This is a genomic window from Streptomyces sp. NPDC041068 (assembly GCF_040647455.1).
Classification (GTDB): Bacteria; Actinomycetota; Actinomycetes; order Streptomycetales; family Streptomycetaceae; genus Streptomyces.
Window position 1 is genome coordinate 1 of record NZ_JBEZCG010000025.1, and the last position, 15,266, is coordinate 15,266.

Annotated in this window: 14 protein-coding genes and 1 pseudogene; 7 read left to right on the plus strand and 8 right to left on the minus strand. The window is 70.0% G+C overall.

The window, feature by feature from the left end; all coding sequences use genetic code 11:
- Positions 1-111, plus strand: a pseudogene (locus AB0B50_RS39675) (PucR family transcriptional regulator); the annotation flags it as partial.
- An 18-nt stretch (positions 112-129) separates the two neighbouring features.
- Here the strand turns inward: AB0B50_RS39675 and AB0B50_RS39680 are convergent.
- Together AB0B50_RS39680 and AB0B50_RS39685 are read right to left on the minus strand one after the other, a co-directional pair.
- The gene (locus AB0B50_RS39680) at positions 130-1,185 is read right to left on the minus strand and encodes a helix-turn-helix domain-containing protein (RefSeq protein ID WP_362341263.1); all 1,056 of its coding nucleotides are present in this window, start codon (positions 1,183-1,185) and stop codon (positions 130-132) included.
- A gap of 63 nt (positions 1,186-1,248) precedes the next feature.
- Entirely contained in the window at positions 1,249-2,529 is a 1,281-nt protein-coding gene (locus tag AB0B50_RS39685) for a cation:proton antiporter (protein WP_362341266.1), read from the minus strand.
- 570 nt (positions 2,530-3,099) lie between these two features.
- Here AB0B50_RS39685 and AB0B50_RS39690 point away from each other — a divergent pair.
- Positions 3,100-4,707, plus strand: coding sequence for an AMP-binding protein (locus AB0B50_RS39690; protein ID WP_362341269.1), 1,608 nt, complete (start codon positions 3,100-3,102; stop codon positions 4,705-4,707).
- On the opposite strand, the gene AB0B50_RS39695 is transcribed toward AB0B50_RS39690, so the two are convergent.
- Together AB0B50_RS39695 and AB0B50_RS39700 are read right to left on the minus strand one after the other, a co-directional pair.
- Positions 4,697-5,326 (minus strand): GNAT family N-acetyltransferase, encoded by a 630-nt coding sequence (locus AB0B50_RS39695; protein ID WP_362341272.1) that lies wholly within the window; start codon positions 5,324-5,326, stop codon positions 4,697-4,699. The two genes, AB0B50_RS39690 and AB0B50_RS39695, sit on opposite strands and share 11 nt — an antisense overlap.
- A gap of 64 nt (positions 5,327-5,390) precedes the next feature.
- The gene (locus tag AB0B50_RS39700; protein ID WP_362341274.1) at positions 5,391-6,038 is read right to left on the minus strand and encodes a hypothetical protein; all 648 of its coding nucleotides are present in this window, start codon (positions 6,036-6,038) and stop codon (positions 5,391-5,393) included.
- Between the two features lie 446 nt (positions 6,039-6,484).
- Between AB0B50_RS39700 and gcl the strand changes: the two genes are divergently transcribed.
- The gene (gene gcl, locus AB0B50_RS39705) at positions 6,485-8,272 is read left to right on the plus strand and encodes a glyoxylate carboligase (RefSeq protein ID WP_362341578.1); all 1,788 of its coding nucleotides are present in this window, start codon (positions 6,485-6,487) and stop codon (positions 8,270-8,272) included.
- Between the two features lie 101 nt (positions 8,273-8,373).
- Here the strand turns inward: gcl and AB0B50_RS39710 are convergent, their stop codons facing one another.
- The 4 genes from AB0B50_RS39710 to AB0B50_RS39725 all read right to left on the minus strand — a co-directional run bounded on the left by AB0B50_RS39710 (position 8,374) and on the right by AB0B50_RS39725 (position 13,369).
- Positions 8,374-9,456, minus strand: a complete 1,083-nt coding sequence (locus AB0B50_RS39710; RefSeq protein ID WP_362341277.1) for a hypothetical protein — start codon at positions 9,454-9,456, stop codon at positions 8,374-8,376.
- Between the two features lie 464 nt (positions 9,457-9,920).
- The gene (locus AB0B50_RS39715; RefSeq protein ID WP_362341280.1) at positions 9,921-11,378 is read right to left on the minus strand and encodes a catalase; all 1,458 of its coding nucleotides are present in this window, start codon (positions 11,376-11,378) and stop codon (positions 9,921-9,923) included.
- A 222-nt stretch (positions 11,379-11,600) separates the two neighbouring features.
- The gene (locus tag AB0B50_RS39720; protein WP_362341282.1) at positions 11,601-12,491 is read right to left on the minus strand and encodes a 2-hydroxy-3-oxopropionate reductase; all 891 of its coding nucleotides are present in this window, start codon (positions 12,489-12,491) and stop codon (positions 11,601-11,603) included.
- A 44-nt stretch (positions 12,492-12,535) separates the two neighbouring features.
- A complete protein-coding gene (locus AB0B50_RS39725; protein WP_362341285.1) occupies positions 12,536-13,369 on the minus strand; it encodes a TIM barrel protein in 834 nt (277 codons plus the stop codon).
- Between the two features lie 125 nt (positions 13,370-13,494).
- On the opposite strand from AB0B50_RS39725, the gene AB0B50_RS39730 reads away from it, so the two are divergent.
- From AB0B50_RS39730 to uraH, 4 genes are all read left to right on the plus strand, one after another.
- Positions 13,495-13,773, plus strand: coding sequence for a hypothetical protein (locus tag AB0B50_RS39730; protein WP_362341288.1), 279 nt, complete (start codon positions 13,495-13,497; stop codon positions 13,771-13,773).
- On the plus strand, positions 13,770-14,147 hold the full coding sequence (locus AB0B50_RS39735) for a helix-turn-helix domain-containing protein (protein WP_362341291.1): 378 nt from the start codon (positions 13,770-13,772) through the stop codon (positions 14,145-14,147). Before AB0B50_RS39730 ends, AB0B50_RS39735 begins: the two co-directional genes overlap by 4 nt.
- Positions 14,148-14,315: 168 nt before the next feature.
- Complete coding sequence (gene uraD, locus AB0B50_RS39740; protein WP_362341294.1) at positions 14,316-14,831, plus strand: 2-oxo-4-hydroxy-4-carboxy-5-ureidoimidazoline decarboxylase; 516 nt, start codon at positions 14,316-14,318, stop codon at positions 14,829-14,831.
- Positions 14,828-15,262 carry a hydroxyisourate hydrolase gene (uraH, locus tag AB0B50_RS39745; protein ID WP_362341297.1) on the plus strand — a complete coding sequence of 145 codons (435 nt, stop codon included), beginning with the start codon at positions 14,828-14,830 and terminating at the stop codon, positions 15,260-15,262. The genes uraD and uraH overlap by 4 nt, the downstream gene beginning before the upstream one ends.
- Positions 15,263-15,266 lie beyond the last annotated feature (4 nt).

A 15,266-nucleotide genomic window follows, 5' to 3' on the forward strand; every position in this document is an offset into this window, starting at 1 on the left:
CGCATCCACAAGCTCACGGGCGCCAACCCGGCCGATCCCGTGCACCGTTACACGCTCCAGACCGCGGTGATCGGCGCCCGCCTGCTGGACTGGCCGAACCGGCAGTTCTGAGCGCGGGACCACGGGCCGTCACAAAGGCCTGCCGGGCCAGTCGAGCAGCCGCGCCCCGATCACCGCGGTCTGCAAGGTGTAGCGGTGCGCCGGATCGGTGGGGTCCGTGCCGGTCAGGGTGTGGACGCGTTCCAGACGGTACGTCAGGGCGCGCACGCTCAGGGCGAGTCGGCGTGCGGTCTCCGATGCCACGCAGCCGGAGTCGAAGTACGTGGCGAGCGTGTCGATGAGCGGCTGCGCGCCTCCGCGTGCCTGCTCCAGCGGGCTGAGCGTGCCGCGCACGAGGTCGACCAGGGCCTGCCGGTCGCGGGCGAGGACGGGGAAGACCAGCAGGTCGGCGGCGCGCAGCACCGGGTCGTCGAAGCCCATGCGTCGGCCGACGTCGAGGGTGTTGAGGGCCTCTTCGTAGCTGTGGCCGATGCCGACGGCGCCGGTGCGGGGGCGGCCGATGGCGACCTGCCCGCCGTCGGTCGCCGCGTGGGCCTGCTTGGCGAAGTGGACGAGGACGTCGTCCTGGTCGCCCGGGGCGATGCACACCATCCGCCCGTCCTTGGTGGTGAACAGGATGCGCCGGTTCTCGAAGCGGCCGAACAGGGCGGCTTCCACCCGGTAGGGGATCGGGTCGGTCTCGTCGAACTTGGCGGGGCCCTCCGCCACGGCGACGGCGTGGGCGCGGGAGAGTCGCAGCCCGAAGCGCTCCGCGCGCGCCGAGAGGTGGCCCGGGTCGCCGCCCCCGTGCAGGAGGTCGTCGATGAACTCCCGCCGGGCGGCCTCCTCTTGGCGTACGACGAGACGCTGGGCCCGTTCGTAGCCGTCCGCGAAGGCGTCCATGGCCTGCTCGAAGACGGTGAGGACGCTGTCGGGCGCGGCCGCGCGGGGCCAGCAGGACCGGGTGGCGGTGATGTGTTCCCTGACCAGGACGCGCCACCCGTGGCCCTTGGCGGCGGCCTGGGCTCCGAGCGTGCGGCGGGAGAGCAGCTCCTCGCGGCTGAGACGGCGGCCGGTCGCGGAGGCTTCGGCGAGGATCTGCGGGTAGCCGTCGACGAACGTGGCGGGTGCGTCGTGCACGATCACGTACCCCTTTTCTGGGAGGTAGGGCGCGGGCGCTCAGGTTTTCGGGGAGGGAGGCGCAGGCGCTCAGGCGTCCACGGTGACGGTTTCGGTCCGCTCGGTCTCGGTCTCGTCCCGTTCGGTCTCGTTCCGCTCGGTCTCGGTCCGCTCGGCCTCGACGGGGACGGGCGCCGTAACGGAGGGCTTCGGGGCCGCGCGGCGGCGTATGAGGAGCCGGACGAACGGCTCGGCGAAGCGGGCGGTCAGCGGTCCGACGACGACCAGGATCAGGACGTACGCGGTGGCCAGAGGGCCGATGCGGGGTTCGACGCCGACCGCGAGCCCGGCGATGACGATGGAGAACTCGCCGCGGGCGACCAGCGTGCCCCCGGCCCGCCAGCGGCCGCCGCCGTGGATCCCCGCACGGCGTGCGGCGTACCAGCCGGTGGCGACCTTGGTCAGCGCCGTGACGACGGCCAGGAGCAGGGCGGGGACGAGGACGGGCGGGATGGCGGCCGGGTCGGTGGACAGGCCGAAGAAGACGAAGAAGACGGCCGCGAAGAGGTCCTGCAGTGGGGAGAGCAGGGTGGTCGCGCCCTCGGCGGTCTCTCCCGACAGGGCGATGCCGACGAGGAACGCGCCGACGGCGGCGGAGACTTGGAGTTCCTGCGCGATGCCCGCGACGAGCAGGGTGAGGCCGAGCACGACGAGCAGGAGCATCTCGGCGCTGTCGGAGGAGACGGCCCGGCTGATCAGACGCCCGTGCCGCAGCGCCACGAACAGGACGGCGCCGACCGTGCCGAGCGCGATCACCAGCGTGAGGGCGCCGCCCGCCAGGCTCACCCCGGCGAGCAGGGCGGTGAGGATGGGCAGGTAGACGGCCATGGCGAGGTCCTCGATGACCAGGACGCCGAGGACGACGGGCGTTTCGCGGTTGCCGAGGCGGCCGAGGTCGCCGAGGACCTTGGCGATGACGCCGGAGGAGGAGATCCAGGTGACGCCGGCGAGGGCGACCGCGGCGACGGGGCCCCAGCCCAGGAGCAGCGCGGCGGCGGCACCCGGGGCGGCGTTGAGGACGAAGTCGACGGCGCCGGAGGGATATTGGGCCTTGAGGTTGGTGACGAGCTCGGAGGCGCTGTACTCCAGGCCGAGCAGGAGCAGCAGCAGGATGACGCCGATCTCGGCGCCGGTGGCGACGAACTCCTCGCTGGCACGCAGCGGGACGATGCCGCCGTGGCCGAAGGCGAGTCCGGCGAGCAGATAGAGGGGTATGGGCGAGAAGCCCACGCGTCCCGCGATGCGCCCGAGCAGGCCCAGGGCGAGGATGATGGCTCCGAGTTCGATGAGCAGGGCGGTCGTGTCGTGCACGGGCGTCGGTCCTCCGGGTAGGTGACGGCGTCAGTGCCTTCTCGGGCGGCTGCGGCGGGGCGCGCGACGGCATGGCGGCGCGGCGGTACGGCCTGCGACGGCATGGTGGTGCCCCTGCCGGGCGTGAGGGCAGTGGGGAAGTCAGGAGAGGCTGGCGATGCCGCTGATATCAGGCACGCTGTCGCGAGCGGTGTTGTGGATCGCCCCGCTGGAGGGCAGGCTCAGGACGTGGACCATCCGAACCATGTCACCCCCCGTTGCCGTGGCGGCCGGTCAAATGGCCCACCACTCCCCAGAGTTGAGCGCCTTTCTGCTCAGGCGAGCGTAAGCGCTTGGTAAAGAAGTTTACCGCACGGCATAGTTCGCAAAAGGGGTGAAGGGTTGGATAGCGGTCGGTCGGCTCGTACGCGGGTTCGGCGTGACGACTGATCGCAACGACTGATCACAACGGCTGATCACAACGGCTGATCACAAGGGTCGACGCGGCAAGGATCCGCAGGCCACACTTGATCTCCTCGGTGCGGCTCGCCGCGCCCACGGCGTATGCGAAGGACCGCGAGGAGGCTTCCGGTGAGTGAACTGTCCTATGCCCACGGGACCAGTGGCACGCCGCTGCTCGGCGACACCATCGGCCAGAACCTCGACCGCGCCGTGGCGGCCTGGCCCGAGCGGGACGCGCTGGTGGACGTCGCCGCGGGCACCCGCTGGACGTATGCCGAATTCGGCGCTGCCGTGGCCCAGTTGGCGCGCGGCTTCCTCGGGGCGGGCGTCGCCAAGGGGGACCGCGTCGGCATCTGGGCGGTCAACTGCGCCGAGTGGGTGCTCGTGCAGTACGCCACCGCCCGCATCGGCGCGATCATGGTGAACATCAACCCGGCCTACCGCGCGCACGAGTTGGAGTTCGTCCTGAACCAGGCGGGCATCTCCGTGCTGGTCGCCTCGCAGTCCCACAAGAGCAGCGACTACCGCGCCCTCGTGAACGAGGTGCGGCCCCGCTGCCCCGAGCTGCGCGCCGTCCACTACATCGAGGACGGCTCCTGGGACGCGCTCCTGAACGCCGCCGCCTCCGTGACCGACGACGAACTCGCCGCCCGCGAGGCGCAGTTGAGCTGCGACGACCCGGTGAACATCCAGTACACCTCGGGCACCACGGGATTCCCCAAGGGTGCCACGCTCTCCCACCACAACATCCTCAACAACGGCTACTGGGTGGGGCGCACGGTCGGTTACACCGAACAGGACAGGATCTGCCTGCCCGTGCCCTTTTACCACTGCTTCGGCATGGTGATGGGCAACCTCGGAGCCACCTCGCACGGCGCGTGCATCGTCATCCCCGCGCCGTCCTTCGACCCCGCCGCCACGCTGCACGCCGTCGAGCGCGAGCGCTGCACCTCGCTGTACGGCGTACCGACGATGTTCATCGCGGAGCTGGGCCTCGCCGACTTCGCGACGTACGACCTGAGTTCGCTGCGCACCGGCATCATGGCGGGCTCGCCCTGCCCGGTCGAGGTCATGAAGCGGGTCGTCGCCGAGATGAACATGCGGGAGGTCTCCATCTGTTACGGCATGACCGAGACCTCGCCCGTCTCCACGCAGACGCGCCGCGACGACGACCTGGAGCGCCGCACCGGGACGGTCGGCCGGGTCCTGCCGCACGTCGAGGTGAAGATCGTCGACGCGGTGAGCGGCGTGACGCTGCCGCGCGGCGCCTCCGGCGAGCTGCGCACCCGCGGCTACGGCGTGATGCTCGGCTACTGGGACGAGCCCGAGCGCACCTCCGAGGTCATCGACGCCGGGCGCTGGATGCACACGGGCGACCTGGCGGTCATGCGCGAGGACGGGTACGTCCAGATCGTCGGCCGCATCAAGGACATGATCATCAGGGGTGGCGAGAACATCTACCCCCGGGAGATCGAGGAGTTCCTGTACGGCCACCCGAAGATCGCGGACGTCCAGGTGGTGGGCGTCCCCCACGAGCGGTACGGAGAGGTGCCGCTCGCCTGCGTGATCCTGCGGGAGCCCGGCGACGCCCTGACGCTGGAGGAGCTCCAGGCCTACTGCAAGGGGCGGTTGGCCCACTACAAGGTGCCGGCCGCGCTGCGGATCCTGGAGTCCTTTCCGATGACGGTCTCGGGGAAGGTGCGGAAGATCGAGCTCAGGGAGCGGTTCAGCGCGTGACGTCCGCCGTGAGGGGTGTGACGTCCGCCGTGAGGGGTGTGACGCCCGTCATGAGGGGTGTGACGTCCGCCGTGAGAGGGCGGCGCATGCAGAGGCGGGGCCACCGGTCGAGGCCGAGCTCCGCCTCATGCGCGCGGATCTTCTTCAGCTCCGGGGTGAGTTCGTCCTCCGACAGCGGGCGGAAGCCGATGCGGGCGTAGTACGGGGCGTTCCAGGGGACCTCGGCGAACGTGGTCAGGGTGAGCGCGGTCCTGCCATCGGCGCGGGCGAACGCGGCGAGGTGCTCGATCAGGGCGCGGCCGACGCCGCGGCGGGCGGCGCGGGGATGCACGGTGACCTGCTCGATGTGTGCGGCGTCGGCATCCTCGACGGGCTCACCGATGAGGTACGCGATGGGCGCGTCGTCCGCGTCCACGGCGACCCAGGCCCGGCCCGCCCGGCGGAACCGGTCCAGTTCGTCGACCGCGGGCGGCTCGTCGTCCGCGATCGCGGCCATGCCGAGGGGACGGAAGGCCTCGCCCGCGGCGCGCTCGATGTCCTGGAGCGCGGTGAGCTCGGACGCGGCGGCGGGGCGGATGCGGGGCGGGGTCGGCTGCGCGGGGTGCGGGGTCGGGTGCATGGGGCGAGTATGCCCGGGCCGAAATCTGTTGTGCGGGGCCCCGGGGTGCGGTATCCGCGAGGCGTCACGCCCCGGTGGCGACCAGCTCGTCGGCCGCGCCGTTGACCGGCTGGGGCGTGCCTGTGAGGTCCATGGTGAACAGTGGCATGGCCAGCGTGTCCGCGCAGGCGCGGGCCTCGGCTGTGTAGCCGGAGAGGGAGAAGAAGGCGCAGGTGACGGGGGTGTCGCCGGCCTCGTTCATGGCGGTCAGCCACAGGCACTCGATGTCGCGCAGCGTGGTGGGCCGCAGGGCGGGCTCCACCTGGGCGAGCAGGCCGCGCGCGGCGATGCGCGTACCGGAGGGCGGCCGTCCTGCGGCGCTCCTCGTATTCAGATATCCGAGCCACCGCAGATAGAGCGCGGCGACGGTCACGGCGTCGCGGGCGTCCCGGATGGTGACGGGCCGGAAGGCGGGCCGGGGGCGCGGGGCGGTGCGGGGGAGGGGGATGTGGGAGGGGCCTGCGGGTGGGGTGTCGGGCGGGGCGTCGGGACCCTTGTCATGGGGCCCCTCGGGTGCCCCGGCCACCGGTATCCGTAAGACCGCCCCGCACGGGCAGTCCAGCTCCGGGTGGGGCCACTGGCCCTGGTGGCCGCAGGACCAGCAGCGGAGGGTGACCCACTGGTCGGTCCAGGTCTGGTCGGTGACCGGAACCGGGGGTGCGTCCCGGGCCACCGGTGGGGCCACCTGGGCGCCGCAGCAACAGGGGGTGGACGGAGGAGCGTACAGATGCTCGCGTCGGCAGTCCGGGCACCGAATCGGCACAACCCTGTCCGCCACCGTCACCACCGCCTGCCCTGAGCCGTCCCGTCGCGCCTCGCTCACCGGGGTGCCGTCACCCCCTCGCGCCGTCTCCTCCCATCCTCCACCCAAGGTGTGCCCGGCGGCGGCAAGTTGCCGTAAAGGGCCGACGACCGCCCCCACCTCGCCCGGATCCCGGATGTCTCTTGACGGTCTCTGCGGGGCGCCTCTACATTGCTTCCATATAGCAGAACATAATTTCCACAATGCGGAAACTGAAGCTCACCGCGGGGCGCGACGGGAGCCGAAACCGCCAGCCGTACTCGTCGGCCGCAGGGCCGCCGAAGCTGTCGAAGCCGTTGTCGAAGCAGGAGAACCCCATGGCTCGTATGACCGCTGCCCGCGCGGCAGTTGAGATCCTCAAGCGCGAAGGCGTCGTCAACGCGTTCGGAGTTCCGGGCGCCGCGATCAACCCCTTCTACAAGGCGCTCAAGGAGGGCGGTGGCATCGACCACACCCTCGCCCGCCATGTCGAGGGCGCCTCGCACATGGCCGAGGGCTACACCCGGGCCAACCCGGGCAACATCGGTGTCTGCATCGGTACGTCGGGCCCGGCGGGCACCGACATGATCACGGGTCTGTACTCGGCGACCGGTGACTCGATCCCGATCCTGTGCATCACGGGCCAGGCGCCGACGCACCTGCTCCACAAGGAGGACTTCCAGGCCGTCGACATCGCGACGATCGCCAAGCCGGTCACGAAGATGGCGGTCACGGTCCTGGAGGCCGCGCAGGTCCCCGGCATCTTCCAGCAGGCGTTCCACCTGATGCGCTCGGGCCGCCCGGGTCCCGTCCTCATCGACCTGCCGATCGACGTCCAGCAGACCGAGATCGAGTTCGACCCGGAGACGTACGAGCCGCTGCCCGTCTACAAGCCGACCGCGACCCGCGCCCAGATCGAGAAGGCGATCGGCTTCCTGCTCGAGTCCGAGCGGCCGCTGATCATCGCGGGCGGCGGCATCATCAACGCCGACGCGTCCGACCTCCTGGTCGAGTTCGCCGAGATCACCGACACCCCGGTCGTGCCGACCCTGATGGGCTGGGGCACCATCCCCGACGACCACGACCTGAACGCGGGCATGGTCGGCCAGCAGACCGGCCACCGCTACGGCAACGCGACGTTCCTGGAGTCGGACTTCGTCCTCGGCATCGGCAACCGCTGGGCCAACCGTCACACCGGCTACAACCTGGACGTGTACACCAAGGGCCGCAAGTTCGTGCACGTCGACATCGAGCCGACCCAGCTCGGCAAGATCTTCGCGCCCGACTACGGCATCGCGTCGGACGCCAAGGCCGCGCTCGAGCTGTTCGTCGAGGTGGCCAAGGAGCTGAAGGCCGCGGGCAAGCTGCCGGACCGCGCGGAGTGGGTCGCGTCCCACCTCAAGCGCAAGGAGACGCTGCAGCGCCGCACGCACTTCGACAACGTCCCGATGAAGCCGCAGCGCGTGTACGAGGAGATGAACAAGGCCTTCGGCCCCGAGACGCGCTACGTCACCACCATCGGCCTCTCGCAGATCGCGGGCGCGCAGATGCTGCATGTCTACAAGCCGCGGCACTGGATCAACTGCGGCCAGGCGGGCCCGCTCGGCTGGACCATCCCGGCCGCGCTCGGCGTCTCCAAGGCCGACCCGGAGACCCCGGTGGTCGCCCTCTCCGGCGACTACGACTTCCAGTTCATGATCGAGGAGCTGGCGGTCGGCGCGCAGCACCGCATCCCGTACGTCCACGTCCTGGTGAACAACGCCTACCTGGGCCTGATCCGCCAGGCGCAGATCGGCCTGGACATCAACTTCCAGGTCAACCTGGAGTTCGAGAACCAGAACTCCCCGGAGCTGGGCGTCTACGGCGTCGACCACGTCAAGGTCGCCGAGGGCCTCGGCTGCAAGGCGATCCGCGTCACCGAGCCCGACGAGCTCCTGCCCGCCTTCGAACAGGCCAAGAAGCTCGCGGCCGAGCACCGCGTCCCGGTGGTCGTCGAGGCGATCCTGGAGCGCGTCACGAACATCTCGATGAGCCCCACGGCCGACATCAGCGCGGTCAAGGAGTTCGAGGAGATCGCGACGGAGCCGGGCCACGCGCCGACGGCGATCCGTCCGCTGAAGGTCTGACCGAGGCCTGCGGGGCCTGAACACCGCACCGAACAGGGGCGGTCCACCTGAGGGGGGTGGACCGCCCCTTCGGCGTGCGTACGGACGCCGTCGCCCACGCGCTAGAAGATCACCTGCGCCAGTGCGGGCACCGTCGCGCCCATGAGGGCCAGGATCACCGAAGCCACCGTCTGGCCCGTGATCGTGGAACTCGGACTGCTCGCGACCATGGCGAGCAACTCGATGTTGCGGGCGGTCTGTTCGTCGACCGGCACCTGATGCGTCGGTACGTCGTCGGGGAGCAGCGCCGAGATCTTGCGCAGGCTCTCGGACTTGGCCTCGCCGATCGCCATGGACAGATGCAACTGGGGCAGCAGCGAGAACACGGCCGCCATGACGAGGGTCGAGGCGATGACGGACCACTTGACCACCGAGACGCTGGTGTCCTGCGGTCCCGAATAGGCCCAGCTGAGCACCGGGACGAGTCCGGCGGCCGTGCCCAGGGAGACCATCAGCGAGGCCAGACGGTACGCCGACGACATCTTCTCCATGCCGGGCGTCCTGGCGGGCGCGGACCACAGCAGCTTCACGTTCCCCCGGCGGGACACGACGGTGGCCATGCGGCCCCCGTTGAGCAGCCAGTAGCCGCTGGAGCCGTACAGGACGCCGCTCCAGGTGACCGTGGCGTACGACGTGACCGCCACGAAGAGGGAGTCGCCGTCGCCGCCCCTGACGCCGTCGGCGGCGAGCGTATCGGCGGTGAGCAGGCCGCCCGCGAGCAGTACCCCGCCGATCACCATGGCCCGCACCTGCCGCCCCCGGGACGTCTTGGCGTCGATCCAGGAGTGAACGGCCGTTCGCCCGGGGGGAGTCAGTATGGCGTCCAGGTCCTCGGACACGGCGAGGAAGAGGCGGCACACCCACCAGTGCACGGCGACGGCGATGACGTCGAGGCCGACGAAGAACGCGGTCCAGCCGAAGTGCGAGAGGACGTCACGCTTGTGGGTGAGGCCCGTGGCGATCGCCACCGCGGCGAGCAGGGCCGGACCGAGGCAGGCGAGGGCGAAGACGAGGGTTTGACGGCGGACCCAACGGCGGCCCCCGGAAGGGGACATGCGCAGTCCGGCGATCCGCAGTATGACGATGTTCGGGACGTCACGGGTGGGCCAGCGTCGGTACAGGTCGCCTGGGCGGTGGTGGTTCATGGACGACTTCCGTACCCAAGCGAGCCGCCACGCACAAGCGAGCCGCCACGCACAAGAGAGCGGCGAGTACGGAGACCGTTCCGTACTCGCCGCTCTGGCTCAACCGGCCCTGAGGCCTGTGAAGTTGTTGCCGCCCGACGGCGCGCGACTGGCGGAACATGCATACGCGCGGCCGGACGGAGCCTGTGGGACCCCCGTGGCGAGCGGAGGGTTTCGGCTGGGGCCGCGGCGGTCGCGATGGGTCGGGGGTTCTCCTCCCTCAGGTCGAGAGGAGAGCCGTCCGTACCTTTGACCACCGCACTGGCTCGCGGAACCGCCGCGGACCCGTGCCTGTCCGCCTCGGCGGACTGCCCGCGTGCGTCACGTACCACCCCTCATCCGGGTCCGTGACAGCGGTGCGGGCTCAGCACCGGCGGGTCGACCTCCCGTCAATCCACCGGCGCAGCCTGGGAGTTACGACTCGCTCAGTCCTCGCGCAGGGCGCGGACGGCCTCCTCGACGCGCTTGCCGTAGTCGGCGTCGGCGGCGTGGAAGTGGGCGAGGTTCTTCTCGATGACGTCGTCGCGGGAGACCTGGGACAGGCCGCCGGCGATGTTCGCCACCAGACGCGACTTCTCGTCCTCCGACATCAGGCGGTACAGCTCGCCCGCCTGGAAGAAGTCGTCGTCCTTGGTGTGGGCGGGAGCCGCGTGCGTACCCGTGTGGCCGTTGACGGCGAGCGGGGCGGACAGGGCCTTGCCGGTCTCGGCGGGGCCGTCGTACGAGTTGGGCTCGTAGTTCTTGCGGTCCCGGCCGTACGCGTTGGACGCCATCAGGCCGTCGCGGCCGTAGTTGTCGGCCTTCGTCGCCTTGGGGGCGTTCACCGCGAGCTGGGTGTGGTTGACGCCCAGGCGGTAGCGGTGCGCGTCCGCGTAGGCGAACAGGCGGCCCTGGAGCATCTTGTCGGGGGACGGACCGATGCCGGGGACGAAGTTGTTCGGGGAGAAGGCTGCCTGCTCCACCTCCGCGAACACGTTGTCGGGGTTGCGGTCCAGGACCAGGCGGCCCACGCGCTGCAGCGGGTAGTCCTTGTGCGGCCACACCTTGGTGAGGTCGAACGGGTTGAAGCGGTACTCCGCCGCGTCCGCCGCCGGCATGATCTGCACGTGCAGCGTCCAGGACGGGTTGACGCCCCGCTCGATGGCCTGCAGCAGGTCCGTCTGGTGCGAGTTGGGGTCCTTGCCCGCGAGCTCGGCGCCCTGCTCGGCGGAGAGGGAGCGGATGCCCTGGTTCGTCTTGAAGTGGTACTTGACGAAGAAGGCCTCGCCCTGCGCGTTCGTCCACTGGTAGGTGTGCGAGCCGTAGCCGTTCATGTGGCGGTACGAGGCGGGGATGCCGCGGTCACCCATCAGCCAGGTGATCTGGTGCGTCGCCTCGGGGGCGTGCGCCCAGAAGTCCCAGACGTTGTCCGGCTCCTGCTTGCCCGTGAAGGGGTCGCGCTTCTGGGAGTGGATGAAGTCGGGGAACTTCAGCGGGTCCTTGATGAAGAAGACCGGGGTGTTGTTGCCGACGAGGTCGTAGTTGCCCTCTTCGGTGTAGAACTTCAGGGCGAAACCGCGCGGGTCGCGGACCGCGTCCGCGCCGCCGAGGTTGTCCGCCACGGTCGAGAAGCGCAGGAAGACCTCGGTGCGCTTGCCGATCTCGCTGAGGAAGTCGGCGTGGGTGAAGCCGGTGACGTCGTCGGTCACCTCGAAGTAGCCGTACGCGCCGGAACCGCGGGCGTGCACCACGCGCTCCGGGATGCGCTCACGGTTGAAGCGGGCGAGCTTCTCCAGGAGGTGCTGGTCCTGGAGCAGGAGCGGGCCACCGACGCCGGCGGTGGCGGAGTTCTGGTTGTCGGCGACGGGGGCGCCGGACTCGGTCGTAAGCACGCGCTTCGACATCGTGACCTTCCGTGCTGTGACTGCTGAGATGTTCGCTGAGGTGTTCGGAGACTAAGGACCCCTGAACAGCTACGTCAACAGTTTGTTGAAGTTGATGATGCGGTTCCGGGCCGCGGCGACGCCTGGGCGCGACAGGACAGGTGTCAGCGCCGCCACGGCCCGGAAGTCTGGGGTGCGCCCGGCGCGAGGCCGGGCGCGAAGGGCCCCTGGGTGAAGGGTCCTTCAGAGCTGGGCGCCGGAGAGCCGCTCGACGGCACGGAGCAGCGCCGAGTGGTCGAGACCGCCGTCACCCTGGGTGCGCAGCGAGGCGACCAGCTGGGCGACCACGGCGCCGACGGGCAGCGCGGCGCCGACGTTGCGGGCGGCGTCGGTGACGATGCCCATGTCCTTGTGGTGCAGGTCGATCCGGAAGCCGGGCTTGAAGTCCCGGTTCAGGAAGTTGTCCTTCTTGCGGGTCAGCACGGTCGAGCCCGCGAGTCCACCGTTCAGGACGTCGAGCGCGGCCTGCAGGTCCACACCGGACTTCTCCAGGAAGACCACGGCCTCGGCGCACGCCTGGATGTTGACGGCGACGATCAGCTGGTTGGCGGCCTTCACGGTCTGGCCCGAGCCGTGCGGACCGCACAGCACGATGGTCTTGCCCAGAGCGTCGAAGAGCGGCTTGGCCTCGTCGAAGTCGGCCTGCTCGCCGCCGACCATGATGGAGAGCACGGCCTCGATGGCACCGGCCTCGCCACCGGACACCGGGGCGTCCAGGACACGCAGGCCCTTCTCCTTGGCGGCCTTGGCCAGGTCCACCGAGGTCTGCGGGGTGATCGAGGACATGTCGACGATCAGCGCGCCGGACTTGGCGTTCTCCAGGATGCCGTCGGCACCGTACGCGATGGCCTCGACCTGCGGAGAGGCGGGCACCATCGTGACGACGACGTCGGCGTCCTCGACGGCCTCGGCGATGGACTTCGCCGCGGTGCCGCCGGCGGCGGAGAGCCGGTCCAGCTTGTCCTGCTCCAAGGTGAAGCCGGTGACGGAGTAACCCGCCTTGATCAGGTTCTCGGACATGGGGGAGCCCATGATGCCGAGGCCGATCCACGCGATCTTGGGGAGGTTGCTCATGAGGGTGCCTCTCTAACTGCTTTCGTACGACGGTGAGTTGGCGCTCAGCGCGCGGCGCGGGCCTCGGCGGGCAGCCAGCCGAAGGAGGCGGCGGCGTCGGCGGCCTTGTACTCCAGGCCGACCCACCCCTCGTAGCCGGCCTTCTTGAGCTGGTCGAGCAGGGCCTCCAGCGGGAGGGATCCCGTCCCGGGGGCGCCGCGGCCGGGGTTGTCCGCGATCTGCACGTGGCCGGTCTTGGCGGCGTACTGCTCGATGACCGACGGCAGGTCCTCGCCGTTCATGGACAGGTGGTAGAGGTCCATGAGGAACTTGGCGTTGCCGAGCCCCGTGGCCGCGTTCACCTTGTCGACGATCTCGATCGCCTTGGGCGCGCTCACGATCGGGCAGAGCGGCGACTCCGGCTTGTTCAGCGCCTCGATCAGCAGGACCGCGCCGACGCGGTCGGCCTCGCGGGCCGCCAACACCAGGTTCTCCAGGGCGAGTTCGTCCTGGACCGCCGGGTCCACACCCTCGACGCGGTTGCCGTACAGGGCGTTCAGCGCCGTGCAGCCGAGCGACTGCGCGAAGTCCGCCGCCACCGAGAGGTTCGCACGGAACTTCTCGCTCTCCTCGCCGGGGACCGACAGGGCGCCGCGGTCGGGGCCCGGCAGCTGTCCGGCGTAGAAGTTCAGGCCCACGAGCTGGACGCCAGCGTCCTCGATCGCCTTCTTCAGGGCGTCGAGCTCGGACTGCTCGGGGGTGGGGGCGTCGACCCAGGGCCACCACAGCTCGACCGCGGTGAAGCCCGCCTTCGCGGCGGCCGCGGGGCGCTCCAGGAGCGGGAGCTCGGTGAAGAGGATCGACAGGTTCACATCGAAGCGCTGGTCGGAGTATCCCATGGGGCTTCCGCGCTCCTTCCGTATTGCGGAAGTTCATTTCTGTCTGGTGGAAGACTGCCTTCGATCTGCGGAAGCTGTCAAGAGGGGGCTGCCGAAATTTCGACGGGCGGCGTTAGGTTGGCCGCGTGCGATTGAGAGTGGAGTTCACGACCGAACCCTTCGACCTCGACGAGGCCCCCGCGCATGCGCTGGCGGCCCGTGAGGTCATTGAGGGGGCACCGCTGGACGCGGTGGACGTAGGTCCGTTCGGCAATACGGCGGAGGGTGATGTCGACGCGGTGCTGACCGCGGTCGACGCGATGCTGCGCCGGTCCCTGGGTGCGGGGGCCACCCGGGTCTCGCTGCAGGTCAACGTGATCGGCGAACCGGGGGAAGTGCGAAAGCCGGGGGAGGGGGATAAGTGACCGGTTTCGGGGACGACCCGTTCGTCACCGCGGTCAAGCCGCTGGTGGACGCCATGGGCGGCGAGATGGTGCCGCCGGACCAGGCGGGGGTCGACGACGTGGTCCTGGCCTGGGAGGGCGAGGACGTGGTGGCCGTGCGCCTGCCGCAGCTCGCCGACTCGCTGGACCACATCCTGCTCGCCCTGGAGCGCAAGCGGGGGTGTCCGCTCTCGGAGCTGGACCGCAAGGCGAAGCAGGAGGTTGTGCGGATATTGGAGGCGCGGGGTGCGTTCTCCGTGCGGCATGGCGTGGAGACGGTGGCGAGCGCGTTGGGCGTCAGCCGTTTCACCGTTTACAACTACCTGAACAGGGAGAATGCGGCGAAGGGGGACTAGTTCCGCACCCGGAAGTCGACCCCGAATCACTCAGCGCAGCCGAGCCGTCACCCGTATTGCCGGGTGGCGGCTTCTTTGTTCAAGTTATTTCAACAAACTGTTGACGCGGTGTTGTTGAAGGTCTTAGCTGTTCCGCAGCCCGTCCAGCACAAGGCCACGGAGGCTCCCGTGACTTCGAGTACGACACCGGGTCTGACCCGGTTCAACGCCTTGGAGGAGGCCGCGGCCACCACCGCGCTCCACGAGGCCTGTGCCTCTTCGGTCTGGGGGAGCAAGCTGCTCTCCCAGCGCCCCTACGCCACCGCCGAAGCCCTCTTCGCCGCGAGCGACGCCGCCATGGCCGAGCTCACCGCGGAGGACCTCGCCGAAGCGATGGCGGGGCACCCGCCGATCGGCCGCCCGAAGCCGGGGGACCCGACCTCCGCCCGCGAACAGCGCGGCATGGCCGGGGCCTCCGAGGAGCTCAAGGCCGAACTGCTCGAACTGAACCTGGCCTACCAGGAGAAGTTCGGACACGTCTTCCTGATCTGCGCGACCGGCGCCACCGCCGAGTTCATGCTCGGCCAGCTCAAGATCCGGATCGAGAACGGGGCGGAGGAGGAGCGGGAGATCGTCCGTGCCGAACTGGGCAAGATCAACCGCATCCGGCTGACCCGTCTCGTGGAAGAAGGAAACGACGCATGAGCACCGCCCCCGCAGGAAGCACGGCATCGGTGTCCACCCACATCCTGGACACCAGTGTCGGACGCCCCGCCGAGGGCGTCGCCATCTCGCTGTCGGCCCGCAGCGGCGCCGGCGCCGAGTGGAAGGCGCTCGGCGGCAGCGCGACCGACGCGGACGGGCGCTGCAAGGACCTCCCGGCCCTGCCGGAGGGGACCACGCACGTACGTCTCGACTTCGAGACCGAGGCGTACTTCCTGACCAAGCAGAACCAGCAGAACCAGCAGAACAAGCAAGCCGAGGCGCAGCAGGACGCCCCCGCGAATCGGGACAGTGGTCCGGCCGGAGCGTTCTTCCCGGAGGTGGCGATCACGTTCGCCGTCACGCCGGGCGAGCACTACCACGTACCGCTGCTGCTCAACCCGTTCGGCTACTCCGTTTACCGAGGGAGCTAGCAGA